Annotated in this window: 25 protein-coding genes; 4 read left to right on the top strand and 21 right to left on the bottom strand. The window is 21.8% G+C overall.

Translation table 4 applies throughout. The features are described 5' to 3' along the window. Positions 1-183 precede the first annotated feature (183 nt). Positions 184-591 carry a hypothetical protein gene (locus AAHM95_RS02165; protein ID WP_342273977.1) on the top strand — a complete coding sequence of 136 codons (408 nt, stop codon included), beginning with the start codon at positions 184-186 and terminating at the stop codon, positions 589-591. Positions 592-747: 156 nt separating this feature from the next. On the opposite strand, the gene AAHM95_RS02160 is transcribed toward AAHM95_RS02165, so the two are convergent. Next, complete coding sequence (locus AAHM95_RS02160; RefSeq protein WP_342273976.1) at positions 748-1,995, bottom strand: ISNCY family transposase; 1,248 nt, start codon at positions 1,993-1,995, stop codon at positions 748-750. 349 nt (positions 1,996-2,344) lie between these two features. Between AAHM95_RS02160 and AAHM95_RS02155 the strand changes: the two genes are divergently transcribed. Continuing rightward, positions 2,345-2,752 carry a hypothetical protein gene (locus AAHM95_RS02155; protein ID WP_342273977.1) on the top strand — a complete coding sequence of 136 codons (408 nt, stop codon included), beginning with the start codon at positions 2,345-2,347 and terminating at the stop codon, positions 2,750-2,752. Between the two features lie 156 nt (positions 2,753-2,908). Here the strand turns inward: AAHM95_RS02155 and AAHM95_RS02150 are convergent, their stop codons facing one another. Then, positions 2,909-4,156 (bottom strand): ISNCY family transposase, encoded by a 1,248-nt coding sequence (locus tag AAHM95_RS02150; protein WP_342273976.1) that lies wholly within the window; start codon positions 4,154-4,156, stop codon positions 2,909-2,911. 158 nt (positions 4,157-4,314) lie between these two features. Here AAHM95_RS02150 and AAHM95_RS02145 point away from each other — a divergent pair, with 158 nt between their 5' ends. Beyond that, positions 4,315-5,388 (top strand): hypothetical protein, encoded by a 1,074-nt coding sequence (locus AAHM95_RS02145; RefSeq protein ID WP_342273985.1) that lies wholly within the window; start codon positions 4,315-4,317, stop codon positions 5,386-5,388. Between the two features lie 68 nt (positions 5,389-5,456). Beyond that, the gene (locus tag AAHM95_RS02140) at positions 5,457-5,663 is read left to right on the top strand and encodes a hypothetical protein (RefSeq protein ID WP_342273938.1); all 207 of its coding nucleotides are present in this window, start codon (positions 5,457-5,459) and stop codon (positions 5,661-5,663) included. 79 nt (positions 5,664-5,742) lie between these two features. Here AAHM95_RS02140 and AAHM95_RS02135 read toward each other — a convergent pair whose 3' ends face one another. The 19 genes from AAHM95_RS02135 to AAHM95_RS02045 all read right to left on the bottom strand — a co-directional run. Next, positions 5,743-7,776, bottom strand: a complete 2,034-nt coding sequence (locus tag AAHM95_RS02135; RefSeq protein WP_342273937.1) for a hypothetical protein — start codon at positions 7,774-7,776, stop codon at positions 5,743-5,745. After that, the gene (locus AAHM95_RS02130; protein WP_342273936.1) at positions 7,724-8,959 is read right to left on the bottom strand and encodes a hypothetical protein; all 1,236 of its coding nucleotides are present in this window, start codon (positions 8,957-8,959) and stop codon (positions 7,724-7,726) included. Before AAHM95_RS02130 ends, AAHM95_RS02135 begins: the two co-directional genes overlap by 53 nt. 18 nt (positions 8,960-8,977) lie before the next feature. Continuing rightward, positions 8,978-9,100, bottom strand: coding sequence for a hypothetical protein (locus AAHM95_RS02125; RefSeq protein WP_342273935.1), 123 nt, complete (start codon positions 9,098-9,100; stop codon positions 8,978-8,980). Between the two features lie 4 nt (positions 9,101-9,104). After that, positions 9,105-11,378 (bottom strand): hypothetical protein, encoded by a 2,274-nt coding sequence (locus AAHM95_RS02120; RefSeq protein ID WP_342273934.1) that lies wholly within the window; start codon positions 11,376-11,378, stop codon positions 9,105-9,107. A 3-nt stretch (positions 11,379-11,381) separates the two neighbouring features. Continuing rightward, positions 11,382-13,079 carry a hypothetical protein gene (locus tag AAHM95_RS02115; protein WP_342273933.1) on the bottom strand — a complete coding sequence of 566 codons (1,698 nt, stop codon included), beginning with the start codon at positions 13,077-13,079 and terminating at the stop codon, positions 11,382-11,384. Between the two features lie 14 nt (positions 13,080-13,093). Continuing rightward, positions 13,094-14,275 carry a hypothetical protein gene (locus tag AAHM95_RS02110; protein ID WP_342273932.1) on the bottom strand — a complete coding sequence of 394 codons (1,182 nt, stop codon included), beginning with the start codon at positions 14,273-14,275 and terminating at the stop codon, positions 13,094-13,096. A gap of 18 nt (positions 14,276-14,293) precedes the next feature. Continuing rightward, a complete protein-coding gene (locus AAHM95_RS02105) occupies positions 14,294-14,668 on the bottom strand; it encodes a hypothetical protein (protein WP_342273931.1) in 375 nt (124 codons plus the stop codon). A 17-nt stretch (positions 14,669-14,685) separates the two neighbouring features. Further along, a complete protein-coding gene (locus AAHM95_RS02100; RefSeq protein ID WP_281748210.1) occupies positions 14,686-14,871 on the bottom strand; it encodes a hypothetical protein in 186 nt (61 codons plus the stop codon). A gap of 1 nt (position 14,872) precedes the next feature. Continuing rightward, positions 14,873-15,061 carry a hypothetical protein gene (locus tag AAHM95_RS02095; protein ID WP_342273930.1) on the bottom strand — a complete coding sequence of 63 codons (189 nt, stop codon included), beginning with the start codon at positions 15,059-15,061 and terminating at the stop codon, positions 14,873-14,875. 41 nt (positions 15,062-15,102) lie between these two features. Further along, complete coding sequence (locus tag AAHM95_RS02090; RefSeq protein ID WP_342273929.1) at positions 15,103-15,261, bottom strand: hypothetical protein; 159 nt, start codon at positions 15,259-15,261, stop codon at positions 15,103-15,105. A 16-nt stretch (positions 15,262-15,277) separates the two neighbouring features. Beyond that, positions 15,278-16,102, bottom strand: coding sequence for a hypothetical protein (locus AAHM95_RS02085; RefSeq protein ID WP_342273928.1), 825 nt, complete (start codon positions 16,100-16,102; stop codon positions 15,278-15,280). Continuing rightward, a complete protein-coding gene (locus AAHM95_RS02080) occupies positions 16,102-16,287 on the bottom strand; it encodes a hypothetical protein (protein ID WP_338987820.1) in 186 nt (61 codons plus the stop codon). The genes AAHM95_RS02085 and AAHM95_RS02080 overlap by 1 nt, the downstream gene beginning before the upstream one ends. Positions 16,288-16,300: 13 nt before the next feature. After that, complete coding sequence (locus AAHM95_RS02075) at positions 16,301-16,537, bottom strand: hypothetical protein (RefSeq protein ID WP_174480108.1); 237 nt, start codon at positions 16,535-16,537, stop codon at positions 16,301-16,303. Continuing rightward, positions 16,537-16,674 (bottom strand): hypothetical protein, encoded by a 138-nt coding sequence (locus AAHM95_RS02070; RefSeq protein WP_342273927.1) that lies wholly within the window; start codon positions 16,672-16,674, stop codon positions 16,537-16,539. The genes AAHM95_RS02075 and AAHM95_RS02070 overlap by 1 nt, the downstream gene beginning before the upstream one ends. A 103-nt stretch (positions 16,675-16,777) precedes the next feature. Further along, the gene (locus AAHM95_RS02065; protein WP_339046679.1) at positions 16,778-16,951 is read right to left on the bottom strand and encodes a hypothetical protein; all 174 of its coding nucleotides are present in this window, start codon (positions 16,949-16,951) and stop codon (positions 16,778-16,780) included. A gap of 3 nt (positions 16,952-16,954) precedes the next feature. Continuing rightward, on the bottom strand, positions 16,955-17,248 hold the full coding sequence (locus AAHM95_RS02060) for a hypothetical protein (protein WP_342273926.1): 294 nt from the start codon (positions 17,246-17,248) through the stop codon (positions 16,955-16,957). Positions 17,249-17,250: 2 nt separating this feature from the next. Continuing rightward, positions 17,251-17,403, bottom strand: a complete 153-nt coding sequence (locus AAHM95_RS02055) for a hypothetical protein (RefSeq protein WP_342273984.1) — start codon at positions 17,401-17,403, stop codon at positions 17,251-17,253. Positions 17,404-17,684: 281 nt separating this feature from the next. Then, complete coding sequence (locus AAHM95_RS02050; RefSeq protein ID WP_281748672.1) at positions 17,685-17,888, bottom strand: hypothetical protein; 204 nt, start codon at positions 17,886-17,888, stop codon at positions 17,685-17,687. Positions 17,889-18,022: 134 nt separating this feature from the next. Continuing rightward, positions 18,023-18,501: hypothetical protein (locus tag AAHM95_RS02045; protein WP_342273983.1), on the bottom strand; the 479-nt coding region annotated here is incomplete at its 5' end.

Here is an 18,501-nt window from a genome sequence, read left to right as displayed (position 1 = left end):
TGTTAAATAAACATAAATTCCAAATAAATTCTTTTCTAGATAAAAATAGAAATAAAGTTTTTTAATTTTTTAAAATTTTTTGTATAATTAATTTATACAAAAAATTATATAAGTTTTTAACTCATTATTTTATCTTAAAATAAATGAGTTTTTTTATTATTTATTCAAAGGAGAAAAGAAAAAATGTTTAAAGTTAAACCTAATTCACCAGTTTATGAATTTTATTATTCTGAAATAAAAAAATTAGAGGGTAAAATTAAAGATAATAAAGAATTAGATAATATAATAAATACTGAAAAAAATCTTAAAGAAGAAATAGAAAAACTAGAAATATATCTAAAAACATTAAATGAAAATTTAAAAAAGAAATATAAAATAATTCCATATATTGAAAAATTAAATATATATGATTTAGAAGATAAAATCGAATCAAAAGGACAAAAAAGGGTTGATAATGTAGGAAAATATTTAAAATTAAAATCAAGTTTAGATTATGATTTTGATTCAATTTTTGAACAATGAAAACGCAGTGCAAACAGTGAAAATCAACCTTTAACAAGTGGATATAAACCAAGCTCACCACAGATGTAAAAGGGGAAGATATTGCATTTGCAATATCTTTATATCTTTAAAATTGATTTTAAGACACCAAATTTGCTCATATACAAATGTTTTAAAATTTTATATGGTTTAGTATTAATAAAATAAATCTCTTCTAAAATATGTTTTTTTACTTTTAATTAAAAATTATTGATATCCATATCTTCAAGGATGGTCTTTATTTGGTATATAAACTTTTTTAGTTTTTATCAAATCTTCTTTAATAATTGGTTTTAATGCTATTTCTTTTAGTTCATATATTTTATTATTATAACTAAGATAGAATTCATTAATAAATGATTTAAGTACAATTACATCAGTTCTAGGTTGTATATATTGAACTTTGTTATTTTTATAAGGAAAATATTTTTTACCATAATATGTTATAGTTGAACCACTATCTGTTTTTCTTTTACAAAATCTTGAAAGATAAACATTTATTTCATTTTGTGTAGGAGCTTTAACCATAGCAGATTTATTATCATCAATAGGAAAAGCAAACTGATTATTAAAAATGTTTATATATGTTTTAAGAAATTTATTACCATCTTCTAAATTTTTAATTTTATTAAGTCGTAATTCACTAATTAAGCGACTTTGAAGTGTTCCAAATAATCGTTCAATTCTGCCTTTAGCTTGTGGAATTGAGGTTCTAATTACTTCAACACCTAAATCATTACAGCATTTTTGAAATTGAGTATAAGTATCATTTTCTGTGTTTATTTTACCTGAATCAATTTTTTTCTTATATCCAAAAACTGTTCTATTATCAGTATAAAATATCTTTGGTATGCCATATTTAGTTAAAATTTGATAAAAAACATTATAATAACCATCTAATGTCTCTTGGTGATCAAATCATAGTCCAACAATATTTCCTGTAGCATCATCAATTGCAGCATGTAAAAATGCTTTTGGTTTATCGTTACCAAATCAATGATGATTACTTGCATCCATTTGAATTAATTCACCAAAATTTGTTCTACGATTTCTTGTGGGATGCAAGTTATTTTTTTTATTCTTATGTCTTTTTGGTGAAGTGATTTTTTCTTGAATTAATAGATTATAAACTGTACTATATGCAATTTTAGTGTTTTCTTCATTAATTAATTTTTCCTGAAAATGTTGAAAATTAAAATTATAATATTTTGTTTTATATAAGTTTATAATTTTATTTTTAATTTCTATTTTTGTTGCCTTATTAGAAATTTTATTGCGAGATTTATGAATAAAACCAACTTTACCTTCTTTATTAAAAATTTGAATTAATTGGTTAATTCTTCTAATAGTTAGGTTAAGTTTATTTTTGGCTTGATGTTTAGATAATTTATTAATAACAATGTCATTTATAATTTTGTATTTATATTTTTCTTTCATAGTCATGCTTCTTTCCATTTTTATTACCAAGTATATTTAACTTCACTTTTTGAGAAATTTTCACTCGATAACTAATAGGAAATTATCACTAAATAATGACAGCATTTAAAAGCATACTGTCAATATCGAGTGAAAATTTCCCAAAAATATTTTTTAAAAAATAAATTATTTTGAAAAGTTATACTGTTAAATAAACATAAATTCCAAATAAATTCTTTTCTAGATAAAAATAGAAATAAAGTTTTTTAATTTTTTAAAATTTTTTGTATAATTAATTTATACAAAAAATTATATAAGTTTTTAACTCATTATTTTATCTTAAAATAAATGAGTTTTTTTATTATTTATTCAAAGGAGAAAAGAAAAAATGTTTAAAGTTAAACCTAATTCACCAGTTTATGAATTTTATTATTCTGAAATAAAAAAATTAGAGGGTAAAATTAAAGATAATAAAGAATTAGATAATATAATAAATACTGAAAAAAATCTTAAAGAAGAAATAGAAAAACTAGAAATATATCTAAAAACATTAAATGAAAATTTAAAAAAGAAATATAAAATAATTCCATATATTGAAAAATTAAATATATATGATTTAGAAGATAAAATCGAATCAAAAGGACAAAAAAGGGTTGATAATGTAGGAAAATATTTAAAATTAAAATCAAGTTTAGATTATGATTTTGATTCAATTTTTGAACAATGAAAACGCAGTGCAAACAGTGAAAATCAACCTTTAACAAGTGGATATAAACCAAGCTCACCACAGATGTAAAAGGGGAAGATATTGCATTTGCAATATCTTTATATCTTTAAAATTGATTTTAAGACACCAAATTTGCTCATATACAAATGTTTTAAAATTTTATATGGTTTAGTATTAATAAAATAAATCTCTTCTAAAATATGTTTTTTTACTTTTAATTAAAAATTATTGATATCCATATCTTCAAGGATGGTCTTTATTTGGTATATAAACTTTTTTAGTTTTTATCAAATCTTCTTTAATAATTGGTTTTAATGCTATTTCTTTTAGTTCATATATTTTATTATTATAACTAAGATAGAATTCATTAATAAATGATTTAAGTACAATTACATCAGTTCTAGGTTGTATATATTGAACTTTGTTATTTTTATAAGGAAAATATTTTTTACCATAATATGTTATAGTTGAACCACTATCTGTTTTTCTTTTACAAAATCTTGAAAGATAAACATTTATTTCATTTTGTGTAGGAGCTTTAACCATAGCAGATTTATTATCATCAATAGGAAAAGCAAACTGATTATTAAAAATGTTTATATATGTTTTAAGAAATTTATTACCATCTTCTAAATTTTTAATTTTATTAAGTCGTAATTCACTAATTAAGCGACTTTGAAGTGTTCCAAATAATCGTTCAATTCTGCCTTTAGCTTGTGGAATTGAGGTTCTAATTACTTCAACACCTAAATCATTACAGCATTTTTGAAATTGAGTATAAGTATCATTTTCTGTGTTTATTTTACCTGAATCAATTTTTTTCTTATATCCAAAAACTGTTCTATTATCAGTATAAAATATCTTTGGTATGCCATATTTAGTTAAAATTTGATAAAAAACATTATAATAACCATCTAATGTCTCTTGGTGATCAAATCATAGTCCAACAATATTTCCTGTAGCATCATCAATTGCAGCATGTAAAAATGCTTTTGGTTTATCGTTACCAAATCAATGATGATTACTTGCATCCATTTGAATTAATTCACCAAAATTTGTTCTACGATTTCTTGTGGGATGCAAGTTATTTTTTTTATTCTTATGTCTTTTTGGTGAAGTGATTTTTTCTTGAATTAATAGATTATAAACTGTACTATATGCAATTTTAGTGTTTTCTTCATTAATTAATTTTTCCTGAAAATGTTGAAAATTAAAATTATAATATTTTGTTTTATATAAGTTTATAATTTTATTTTTAATTTCTATTTTTGTTGCCTTATTAGAAATTTTATTGCGAGATTTATGAATAAAACCAACTTTACCTTCTTTATTAAAAATTTGAATTAATTGGTTAATTCTTCTAATAGTTAGGTTAAGTTTATTTTTGGCTTGATGTTTAGATAATTTATTAATAACAATGTCATTTATAATTTTGTATTTATATTTTTCTTTCATAGTCATGCTTCTTTCCATTTTTATTACCAAGTATATTTAACTTCACTTTTTGAGAAATTTTCACTCGATAACTAATAGGAAATTATCACTAAATAATGACACATTTAAAAGCATACTTGTAAAAATAATCAAAAATAGTATAATTTAAAAGTAAAATTAAAAAAAGGAGTAATTTAATGAATCCAGAATTTTTAAAATTAATTAAAAAAGACTTTATGTATGGTGTTGAAGAACCTTGATGTAATAACCAAGGAGTGGCAATATTACCCTATGTTTTAGAAGACAATCAATATTTTTTTTTATTATTAACTAATGAAAATAATCCATTATTTAAAGATAAAAAAATTAGTAAATATAGTAGTATCACTGGTGGACTTGAAAATTTAGACCCTTATCAAACTGTAATTAATGAGATGTTGGAGGAAACTGGAATTAATGTTAAAAATGATAAATCAAAAATTTATTATTTAGGTAAACATTATGCAAATAAATCAAGTACAAAATTATGATATTTTTTTACTATAGATTTAACAAATCTAAATTTAAATTTGAATGCAATTTACAAAGGTAAAGGTGATGGAACAAAAGCAGAAGAAGTAATCAGTGCAGAATTTGTAAATTATAAAGATTTAAACAAATCAAATGATGCTTTATGCTTAGTTAACAAAGAAAAATTTTTTTTCACTTTAAAAGAAAAGGAAGATTTAAAAGAAAAAATTGAAAATGAAGAAAAAGAAAAATTTGCTTATAATATATTTAAATTTATATTTAATGATTTTAATGATAAAAAACCTTTAAAATCATATGAATCATTTAATGCTATGACTAAAAATTGAAATAATCATGTTGATAAAAGACTTAGTTCAATTGATAAATCATGAATGATTTTTGATTCATCATCTGAAAAAGTTCAAAATTTTAAAAGAAAAGCTGAAAAAAATACAATTGAAAAAGAAATTATGAAATGAGTTGAAGAACATGATGATGAAAAATATTCCCTTGAAGAAATACAAAATGGAAAATGATGAAATGAAGTAAGCAATGAACAATGAAATGATTGAAATGATAAACTTAATTATAAAATTCAAAAAATAGATAATTCAATATCACCATTAGTCGATAAATTAAAAAAAGAAGCTGAAAATTTTGAAAATTCATTGTTTAAATATGCCATTAATAAATTAGCAGATAATTATCCTACGATTGAAAATAATTCAAATTCAAATAAAAGAATTTGAAGACCATTTTAATTATAAAAATAAAGAATAAGTTATCAAAAATTAAGAAAAAATAACAAATTAAAAAGGAGTAATTTAATATGAAAACATGAATAAAAACAAATTTTTATAAAATAACATCAATTTTAGCATTAGTTCTTGCTACAACCGGTTTAATAATTGGTTCGATAGCACAAAATAAAACTAATGGTTATCAATCATTTTTAGGACATGATTATACAGTCTACTGGGGGGGGCTGGAACAACAATATGAGAAACTAAAAATTTATATGATGAAAATAAAATAGATTTATATTTTGATATTAAGCCAAAATTTAAAGAGGATATAAAATGAAATGGTCAATATCCTGATGGATATTTTGATAATTAAATTTCTAAGTTTATGTAAGAAATGTTTTCATTATATTTATCAAATAAGTTAATATTAGTTAGATTTATTTCTTGCTTATTAGTTATTAAAATTAAATCATAGTCACCAGCACCAAATATACCACTAATTTCTAGTCGATTTAAGTTATTAATTGGATTTTTAATTTGTAATTCTAATTCATTAATATTATCAATTTGTAAAATTTCTTCATAAAATTCCAATTTTGAAAATAATTGAGATTTATTTGAACCATATAAATTTAAAGCATTCTCAATTTTATTGTTACTAATAATTGTTCTTGTAAAATATTTTCCATATTCACCATTTGCTAATGTTCAATCAGCAGGAATTAAAGAAGGTATATTATTACTTTCTAATTCATTTGTAATAGATAATCAGTTAAATTGATTATCATCTAACTTAAATAATTCATTTTGACTAATATCATTATTTTTTAATTTAATATTATTGATATCTGTAAAATCAAAATATGGAGATTTTAATATAACTTTTACGTCTTTATATTTTCAAATATCTTTATCACTAGGTTTTATTGGACTTGATTTTAATTCAAAATAATAAGGTAATAGTATTTTATTATCATCATTTAATCCTTTATTTATTGATAAAGATGAATAAATATATTTTGATAACATAATCAATACTTGTTTAAATATTTTAACTTGTGATAAATTGATGTAATTTGGATAATCTAATTCTCACTGTTTAAATAAGTTAGTAATAATTTCATCAGGTTTTTGTCCTGAAAATGTATCACGTAATATTGCCATTTTATTTGTTGGTTTACCTGTTTTTTCATCATATGTAGCACCTTCAAAATTTCTATTATAGTTATATGTGTAACTTAGCATATCTAATAATAGTTGTTGTAAACTATCATTAGTTGGTGCATCTTTAATTTCTATTTCAATGTCATCAAATTTATTATTAGTTGCAACATATTGATAAAATTGACTTTCACCTACAAAATCTCAAACTTCTTTATCCTTTAATTCTTTTTGGCTTTTTAATGGTCATTTACCACCTAAAACATTACTAAACTCATATCCTAATCAAGCATGAGTTATTCTTGCATTATTAATAACTTCTCTTCTTGTTACAGAACCACTACTAATTTTAATTAAGTCTAAAACTGATTTTTCTTGTCCTATAAATTGCTTTGCTAAATTTCAAGGTAATATTTGTTCACTAAATCATTGTTGTAGTATTCTAACTTTTGGTTGCGTTTCAATAGGCATTGATAACAGCGGAAATGCTATTTTATCTTTAACAAATAACTTTGGGTATACTTCCATATTGTCAACTTCACCAAGTACCTTTATATTGCCAAAAATCATACTTCTAGGGGCTTTAATTTTTAAGCCAATAACTTTGGTATCTTTATCTAATGGTTTTTGTAATTTAATAATTATAGGATAACCATCTCTTGTTTTAAAATCTTTAATTTTAATAATAGTAATACTTTTAGTACTTCTTGTTTTTGGATTTTGATAAGGTTGAGAATAGTTATTAATGATATATAAATTATCAATATTATTTTCAGTTAATGGTTCATTAATAGAAACTGCATATAACTTAAATTGATTTAATAAATTTATTTCTTGAAAAATTAAATTTTTAATATCAGTCATACTATATTCAATTGTATTATCATTAATATTTGTACTTGCTCTTTGATTTAATTGCATAGTAAAGTCAGATGTTTCAACAGCAGTAGTTTTTAATACTTTTTCAATATCAATAAAACCAATTTTAATAGTATTTGCTGAAAATCTTAAACTATTATTTTCATTATTTTTAAATAAACGTTCAATTTCATAAATATAAATTGTTCTTTTTTTAAATTCATCGTATGCTCTATTAATATCTGGGTCACTAGTAGCACGCATCATATTAGTAAAGTCATAAGGAATATTATCAATTAAATAATCATTTTCTATTGCTGCTTGATTAAGTTTAGTTTGTTTCTGTGGAAACTTCGTTTGTGGTTTGTTGTTTTGATTGTCCATTGTTCTCTCCTATTAATTGGTTATTTTCGGGATTAAATAATTTTAATTTAACTGTTAAGTTATTAATTTCTTGCTCATCATTAATATTAAATGTTTTACTATTTAATAAATCTTTATCAATTTTCACTAATATTTGAATAAATTTAAGAATATCAATGTTAAATTGTCATAATTTTTGTTCAATATAATTAATAGTTGAAATATTTACAGCTGTACTTTCCGGAACAGATTGTTGTGCTGATTTCTTTTGACTTGGAATATGAATACCACAACGTTTAAATATTTCATTAACATTTCAATCATATATATCAGTTAAATTTTTACCTTTAAAATTACTATTTGTCATATTGATATTTTCGTTTTGTTCATTATTATCTCCACCACTTTTAAATATGTAGTTTTTAGTAACTAGTGTTCTTACTGCTTCTTCTAATGTTGATTGAACATTACCATAAGTTTGACTAAATATAAATTTAGGTGAATTTAAAATTGTATCTAAAACAATTTGTTCATAAATAACATCTAATGCTTTAATTTTATCCATTACTTTATTACAATCTGCTAATTCATTTGCTTTATTTCGCATAATTGCTATTGGAATATAATTAATATTTAATATTTGTTCTTGTTCTAAATTAGGGTTATTAATATATGATTTAAAATCTAATGGAAATTGTTTTTTATTATCACTAATACTATAAATTGCACGATTAATAGTTATTTGTTCATTATTTAGTGTATAAACTTCAAATAATCTTACAGTTTGTGCATTTTGTTCATAACTATCATAAAAAATAGTGCATTGAATTAATTTACTAGTAATATCATAAACTCTTTGTTGTATATCAACGACTTGAAAATATAAATCATCATTAGCAATAAAAATTAAATAACCACTAATTCCTAATTTACTTAATTTAAAAATAGAATTTCAATTTTTTCTATAAAATTCTTGTTGAATTAAATATTTCGTAATAACTTCATTATTAATATCTAATGGAGCATTATATAAATTAGCGTTATTTTCTGCTACAAAATCAGTGAAATAAGTTTCATGATTAAAATCATTAAAACCAAAATAACTTAAAATAGAAGCATGTGTACTTTTACCTTTTAAAAAAGTTAATTTAGTTTTTTCTTCATTATTAGTGCTTTTATCTTTTCTTAAAAATCTACCTAACATAATATTCACCACCTTTTTTTAAAATATTTGATTAATTTTAAATACAATTTTTATAATAATAAATATAATTAAACCAGCAATAGCTGATGATAATATAACTCCTATTAAACCTAAAATAATTTTTATAATTTTTCAAATCATAATATTATTCCTGTAATTCTTCTAATTTTCATACATTACCTTTTAAATTACCTTTTCCAGTATAAATAGTAATCCATTTTGCATGTTGAACTGATAAAATTACTATATTAGCACTATCATTAAAGGTTTGTATTTGTACACCAGCAATTTTTTTATCAGTTATAATAAATTCTTGAATAGTATAAACTGGATTATATATACTTCAAGAATAATAAACTCTATAATGTTTATTCTCTTGAAAATCATAAGTAATTTGTCAATTATCTCATTTATTTTTTTCTCTTGTTCCTACATCTTTTCATTGTTGATTATTTGGAGTTGGTGTTGGATTATCTGGTAATTCAATATCTCAATAATTTTCTTCTATTTCATTAGTTTTTAAACTTCTTGAATTAATTTTTATTTTTGGTGTAACATCAACTTTAATTGTATTTTGTAATTCTTCTAATGAAAAAATATTTCCATATTTTTCATTACCACCATCTATAATTAATTTGAATTTATGTTCGTTTCCTATAACCAAATATAAATTTGCTTCTACACTATCAATTTCTCCTTTTGTAAGAAAAAATTTCTCATTAACACTACCACCTAAATAAGAACCAGTTTTAAATTCTACTGTAATTCTTGTATTTACTTGATTAAATGGTGGTTTTTCTCATATAATAATTACTCTATAATATTTATTAAAACCAAGAGTAAAATCTTCTCATGTACGATTATCAAGACTATTACCTATTACTTTTCAATTTTCTTTATCTTGTTTAGTATTTATTTTATCATCAACATATTTTTTATTTGGTATTTTATTATCATTATTCATAGTTGGTGCTTGTGAATAAATTAAACCATTAACACTTACTTCACTTAAAACATTATTAATTAAATACGTAACTTTATTTTTATCATCTTTATCATTAAAAATTTTATCTTGTAAATTATCTATTTTATCTTGTTTTTTATCTAATAAATTATTAGTTTCTATTTTTGTATAATAATCACGTTCAGTACTTTCTTCTGCTATAAATTCAGTTGGTATTCCAGTTCCTTGATATTGATATACTTCAATTTGATTAATTACATTTGTATTAAATTCTATTGTTGGAGGAGTAGGAGAAACTTCGAATAAAATTTTTTTTGTACTATAATCATAAAATAAAGTTACGCTTCTAGTAACATCTGCTACTGTTGTCATTTCTTCTCATGATATTATTTGAATGATTGATTTTGTATTATAACTTTCATTGTTATTTAATAAAAATTTTATTTCTTTTTTAAGAGTATTAACTATTTTTTTATCATTTTTATCTTGTAAATCAATTACTCAAAGAATTATAGTTCATTTATCTAAATAAAAATTATCATTATTAATTTTCTTTCATAATGGACTAGTTTCAATATTAAATCAATTATTTTTAATATCATCAATACTTTCATTAGTTTTAGTTAATTCATCATTCAATTTAGTTATATTATTTTCATTTGTAGTAATTCGTTTTTGTTGTTTAGCAGAAAAATCACAAGTTGGTGCATGCGTATAATCACCAATTTGTGGATTATTTTGTAATGCTTCGGGGGGTAATGTACCAATTTCATCAGGTCAATCTAAAATCATTGTTTCAGTTTCTTTATCATAATCAGTTGCAACATAACCTTTATTAATAAATTTACTAACAGGACCTCTATATATTTCATTTTCATTATCATCAACTAAATCATCATATAATTTAATTTGTTTTGATAATGTAAATTCTTTTTGTTGTTCGATTAATTCATCAACTTGATTTCTAGTATAAAATGCTTTTAAATCAATTTTTTCAACATCTATTTCATCATTATTATAATTTGATAATATTTGTTTTAATTCTGTTAGTCTTGCCCATATTTTCATTCTACTTGGTGCTAAATCTCAAACATTAATTGTAGGAATACTATTTGCACTAAATTGACTACCATTATTAAACTGAATAGTAGCATCAACATTAAATTCAATTGGTGTACGATTAAATACTCAATGTTCAGTGGTTACATAAACCATATCTCTTAATGTTTCTTTAATTAATTCATCTTTAAAACTATCAAAAGGAAATTTAGATAAAATAAAACCAAGATAAGCATTAATATCATTTTGAGCACGAATAGCAAAAGTTTTAAATCAATCATTAACATTTGGTCATGTTTGTATATATTGCTGTGGTGTTTCTGTAATTTTTCCAGTTAATGGATATCAGTTATTATAATTTTCTAGACTGACACCAGTTCAAAGTTTATTAATCATAATTTATCATTCCTTAAAAAATGCTTTTTTATAATGTTTAGTTTTTGTTTTAGTTTTTCTATGTGATATATGAATAATTTCTTTTTGTAATTTTTTCTTACCTTTTTCTGCAACTTGACTATATGCAAATTTTTCTAAATGATGTAATAATCCAGTACCAAATAAAGTATTAACTGAAAACTTTAAACCAACATTTTTAAATGATTTGTTAATATTTTCAATAGGATTATTAATAACATTTACTACTTTATGATAAGTTCTTATTATTCTAAATATTTCTCTATATACTTTAAAACTATCTCTAATTACTTGTTGTAAAACTGGTGGAGCAAATGCTATTGCTTTTAATCATTTATTTTGATTAACTCCATAACCAATGTATCAACCACTATATCAACGATATCAATGGAATGGATGTATTTGAGTAACAAAAGTTTCTGCTTTAAGAATACTATCAATAACTGTAATTGGTTTATACTTAGGATTACGATGATAAATAGTAATTGCACATTTATCTAATGATAAAGGTTGAATTTTACAACCCATAAATACTGGGGAATTTAATGGAATTAATTGTGCATGTTTAATTGCTCTTTTTTCTGCACTAGTAAATAAATCAGTTGCTTTTTCTTTTAATTTATTAATTTTTTCAAATGCTTGTTTTTCTAACTTTTCAAATTTTTCTTGTAATTTATATATACTTTCTCTTATTTTTTCAAAATATGGTGTATCTTTTCAAAATTTATTTAAACCTTTTTTTAAATAAAATCTAATATCAAAATATTTAAAACTTTGATTTGCTTTTAAAACAAGTTGATGAATAACATTATTTTTAAAATTAAATTTAATAACATTTGCACGAATTTTTTGTAAATCCAAAATTAAAGATTTACCATATCTATTCTCTGCATGTATTGTATGAACTAAATTTAATCAATCATGTTGGTTCATTTTTAATACTTCTTTTAATTCAGTATTATATTTTTTTAAAAAGTTATTTGCTTTTTCAATATCTTTGATTTTAAATTTAGGAGTTAATTGTGGACTTAATTTTATTAATGTATTTTGTAATAATAAATAATCTTTTAACTCTTTGGTTTCTAACTTTTTAAAATTATTTTTAAATTGTCTTTCAGCAACATATCCTAAATTTTGTATTATTGTTTCACGATTAGGAGCAAAACTATAATTGAATAAATAACGTTTATTACCAATAATTTTATCTGTTAAAATTTCTTTACCACTTACTTGACTAATAATTTCTTGTAAATTTTTTGCTTCTTTAATTCCAATTTGTTCTAATGTTTTAGTTTTTTGTGCTAACTTAATAAATTTAGTAGTACGATAACCACGACTAATTTTATTAATTCCAGCAAATGCAGGTAATATATTAAAAAAAGTATTTAATGGTGTTACATTTCCTTTTAAATAATCATAAACTTGATTAATAGTAAAATCAGTTAAAAACTCTATACCAACAGCACTAATACTAGCAATTAAATCACTTGCACCTAATCCAAGTGCTATACTTTCACTTAATCCACCAGTAAAAGGAGCAAGTGCTACTGCTATAACTTGTACACCAATCATTTCTAAAATTTCTCATCAAAAACTTTTATTTTCTTGTTGGTTACTTGTTCTAGTATGTTTTGGTTTATTTATGTTTAAAAGTATTGCTGTACTAGTTGTACCAATTGGCATGATATTAATTTCCTTTATTTAAGAGTTATTTTAATTGGATTTGTTGAACCTTTATAATTTAAATCATTAACATTTGAAGAAATAACTATGTATAAGTCACCCGCTTTTTGTTTTTGATTACTTACATTAGTTTTTCCTTGTGCATCACTAAAATATTTAATAGTTGGATTTGTTAAATTAGGATTTAATGATTTAAGTTCATTAGTACTTTTTATTTGTGTATTTAATTCACTATTATTGTTATTAACATTTGCAGTAATATCAGTTGTTAAAATTGTAATTTTAGTTTTTAAATCAGTTTTATCACTATTAATAATTCCACATAACATTCAGCGTGAAGTTGTTTCTTCATCTGTTATATAGGGTATTGATTCACCAGTTACTTCTCCCCCAACTAAATATCTTCTCCCAACTTTACCATCATTAATATCTTGAACATATACAACTGTATTTTGTAACATATATCTTTTCATTGCTCTTGGTGTTGCTAAAACAAAAGACATAATTTTAGTTTCATTATTATCAGTAAAAGTCATATAATCATCCATTACAATTTGACATAGTACACCTTTGATATATAAATTTGTTCCATTTAATCTTAATTGTTGTGCTATTTGGTTATCAGTAATTAAACCTTTATTATCTGCTAAATAAACTAAACTATCATATAAATTATTAGTAATAAAAAATTGACAATTATTACTATTTCTTAATTGAAATAAAGTATTTCAAGCAGATAGCATTGATTTTAAATATCCTACTGGTGTTTTATCAGTAATATCTAATTTAGTTGCATATTTTGCAATTACATTTGTATCATTATTTGCTAAATAATCTGCTAAATCATTAGCAACTTCATATTGCATTGTATTTAACAAATTTTGTCCATTTTCTGCATTTAAATCAACATTAGCAATTATTTCACCTGCAACTGCTTCTTGTTTAATTTCTTTTAAAATTTTAATAGTTTCAGCGTAACTAACATCTAATCCTTTGCTTTTATCATTTCATTTTAGTACTTTAATTTCTGAATTTTTTGGTTTTTTAACTATAAATTCAATTTTTGTAGAATTAACCATTTCAATAGGAAAAAAACTTGCCCATGGTGAATTTGATTGTTTATAAAATTCTATAAACTCAGGTGCTTCTACTAATTTTTCGGTATTATCTAAATTTTGATTGAATGGTACTGACATTTTTTTATTTCCTTTCTGTTATAAATTATTTTTCTTTTTATAATCCAATAATGTACTTTTTATTGAATTTTGTTGATTTGTTATTATTGTTTGTTGTTTACCACCTGTATTAATTATTTCTTTAAATACCGGTTGTTCTTTAATCATTTTTTTAATAGTTTCTTCAATTTTTGAATTTTCTAAATTATTAGTTTTAAATTTTAAATAATCATAAAATTCAGTTTTAACTTGATATTTTTTAAATATATTAATCATTTCTTTTTCTTTAATTTCTTGATTAAGTTTATTTAACTTATTTTCTGCTTCATTAACTTTATTTTCTTTTTCTTGTTGAGCATTATTTTCAGTTAAAGGTTCAGTTGTTTGTTGAACATTATTTTCATTTTCTAACATTTAACATTCTCCTAATCTTATCCCAATAATCAATCTTTAACTAATTGTGGCATTTCACTTATTAATTTTTTATAATCATTAACTGCATTTTCTAATGTATCAATATCAGAAAATTTAAAGCAATTATCAATATGTAAATCAAAATCTCTATCAATACTAATATCTTGTTTTCTATATTTTTCATTAAATTCAATTTTTGTCATATTATTTTTCTCCTTTATTAATCTTTTCATTTAATTTTGCTAATTTTTTTTGATGTTTTATAATTTTGTTATTTGCTCTAACATGTTTTGGAGTTGTGATAAATCTTTTTAATAAAACAATAATTTCTCTGCAAATTAATGTTCCAACACTTGTTCCAATAATAATTAATTCATGTATAAATTCTTTCATTTCAATATTTTCCTTTCAATTATTTATTTTTTTATTTTTAATTATTCATCAAATTGACCACCATTAATTCTTTCAATCATTGATTTTGAATTACTTATAATGTTTACTAATAAGGCAATTTCTTTATTTAATTGTTCCATTCTCTCTTTATATGTATGAATTTCATTATTATAATATTCAAGTAATTTTTCTTTATTCATAAATTATTCACCTCCTTTATAAACTCATGTGATTATAATCTCAATTTAATGAAGCATTATCGTGATTTAATGCTACTTCGCTCATATTATCACTACCATATTGACTAGTTGTTTCACTATTAATTGTGAATCTATTATCATTTACTAATCTTGCAGTTTCATCATTAAATGATGTTTCTTGCATTTCTTCATTATGATGTGTAGTTTCAATAGGTAGTAAATTATGAATAATTTCACTAGCACCTGCAACAATAGTAGGAATTGCATAAGCATTATTAAAATCATTATTAATACCCATAGCAACACCACTTGATATTAAACATCCACCAGTTGCCATATTTGCTATTTTACGAATAGTTTCAAATCTATTAGGAATTAATTCAGTTAATCCACTAATAAGATTTGATATACCATAAGCATTTAAACTAATATATGTATCTCAATCCATTAATGACTGATGTTCTTGTTTATTTAATAATAATCATGGAGGACCTTCTGTTGTAGTTGTAGTAGTTATTGGAGTTGGTGTTGTTGGAATAATAGGATTAATATTATTTTCTGTTCATTTACTATAATTTGCTAAACCAATTGTTCCTAAACCTAATAATATTTTTTTACTACTATTAATTAATTTAGTTTTAGTATTTGGTCTTTGATTTAAATTTCATACATCTAAACCTAATTTTTTACCAAATAATAATGAATTAATACTACCTAACACTGGATTACCTATTAATTGACCATAATAAGCACTTGTACCAATCATTGCACAAATAGGACTTATACCAGTTCTAATTAATTTAGTTAAAGTATAATTTGATTGTGTATTTTCATTTGACATTATTTAACTTCTCCGTTCGTATTCAATAATTTTTCTAAAACATAATGATTTTTATCAAATTCTTTAATAAGTCATTTTTTTGTTTCTATGTGATTGTTAGTAACAAGAATTAATCTTTCTATTATATAAATTAATTCTTTTTTATCTGCTCTATCAAAAATTACTTTTAAAATTTCATCTAACATAATTTAATCTCCTTTAATTTTCTAATTTTTTAATTGTTACTTTAATTCAACCTTGATAAACATCATTATCACCAACTATTAATGCAACATTACTTTCTGGGTCAGAAACAATTATGTGTTTTGATTTAACATTTGGGTATTGTCTTAAAATAATTGCTCTAATATCATTACTTGTATGAATTGCTTTGGGAAATGGTGATAATATTTCAATTTCATCTTTATTTTCAAACAAAGTAGGTAATATTATCATTAGTCAAATTCTCCATTTTCAATTTTATTAATTAAAATTTTAATAATATCAATTGAGTAATTTGTTAATTTATATCCATAATATATATTTTTTAAATGTTCAAGTAATTTTTCTTTATTAATTTCAACTTTTTTCATTATCTAATACCCTTTCTATGTTCTCTTACATGTTCAATATTTTCTTCATCACCAATCATTATTTCTCCACAAAAAACACATTTATACTTTGTTCAATATCCCATTATTTATTCTCCTTATTTTTATCTTTCTTTTCTAAATCTTTTGCAATTGAATTTAATAGATTTAAAACTTTATATTCATTTTTTAAATCTATAATTATATAAATTAAAAATATTAAAATAGTTATACTTGTTATTAATATTGGTACTATTAATAAAATTTTTCATAATATCATTTTTTACTCTTTTCATTTTTTAAATCATTTAACATTAATTGAACAAAATGCACGATTTTTTTGAATATTTAAAGTATTAAAGATTTCACCAGTTACTATAATTTCATCGTTTTTGTTTAATAAAATACAGCGTCTATAAAGTTTTGGTTTATTAAAAATTAAAGTAACATAGTTTAATCCATTTCATTGACCACGAACACTATAATATAATTCTTTATTACCTTTTTCGTAATATTTTGCTTCAATAGTGTTACTAAGTTTTACTTTTAATTTGACATAATTTGTTTTATCTTTCATTTTTATAATTTCCTTAAATAATATTGAATATGCTTATATGCATAGTGTTCATGTTTTGTTAATTTTATATTTCCTTTATAATTTTCTATTTTAGTTTTATTTTTTGGTTCACTTTCTAGATAATCTCAATTTATAACATCTTGTACTAATACCATTAATGCACCAATAATTTTAGGGGTTGCTAATGGATTAGTTAATAATTGTTTTGAACTTAAAAAGAAATTTTCTACAATAACTAATATTTTTTTATCAATAAATTTTTCTTTAATTAATTGAAATTTTTCTTTATAAATATTTTTAGTTCATAAAACAGTTAATGTATTGAATGTTTCATTAAAAACAATATTATTAGTTTCATTTGAATATATAACAATTCCATTATTGCCAATACCAGCGGGGTCAATTCCAATAATTAAGTCATATTACATTAATTAAGTTAACCTCTAATAACCGTTTTAATAATTTCTAAATCACAATTACATCAACAATATTTACATTCTTCAATAAATTCTTTATGACCACAAACTAAATTATCTTTTTTTAAATCATCAATCAGTTTAATTAGCCCTATTTTAAATTCAATATCATCACTGTCTGGTATGCAAATCGTTCCTCTTTTAGTTAAATATTCTTTATCCATATTTATACCTCCTACTTAACTTAATATTTAAAATACAGTCATAACAAATTGCTTTACTATTTTTATCTCTTAAAAAATATTTTCTTGTTTTTATATCATTAGTATTAAAGAATAAATAATCTAATTTATTTTGTTTACATGTTCAACAAAAATACTTTTTCATTATGAGTTGAAATTTCCTTATAAGAAGTAACTATATAATTAATTGGTAAATCATCATGTTTATATGGATTATTTATTTTAAAACCTTTTCTGTTTTCTTCTCACGTAATGTTATATTTAAAACAAGGATTAGTAATTTTAGTTTTGTTATCAGTTATTTCACCCATAAATCAACTATTATGATGTTCATAAAATGTTAATGATTCAAGTTTTATATCATTAAGATAATATTCTTTTGGAGCAGTTGGTTTATTAACAGTTATTTTTTGGTCTTTAATATATGGTTCTAATAATTTTATTAATTCATTACCACTTAATTCTCTTTTAATATTTTCTAAATTAAAAACTCAATATGTATAACTGTTATCAACAATAAAAGAATTATTTTTAATCATTCATTTTGGAAGCGATAATTTATATTCAACATAATCAATAAGAATAGATTGTGGTT

Source organism: Spiroplasma endosymbiont of Phycita roborella (assembly GCF_964031195.1).
Taxonomy (GTDB): Bacteria; Bacillota_I; Bacilli_A; order Mycoplasmatales; family VBWQ01; genus Spiroplasma_E; species Spiroplasma_E ixodetis_A.
Note: the sequence above shows the minus strand (reverse complement) of the source record. Positions and strands in the feature narration are given on the sequence as shown.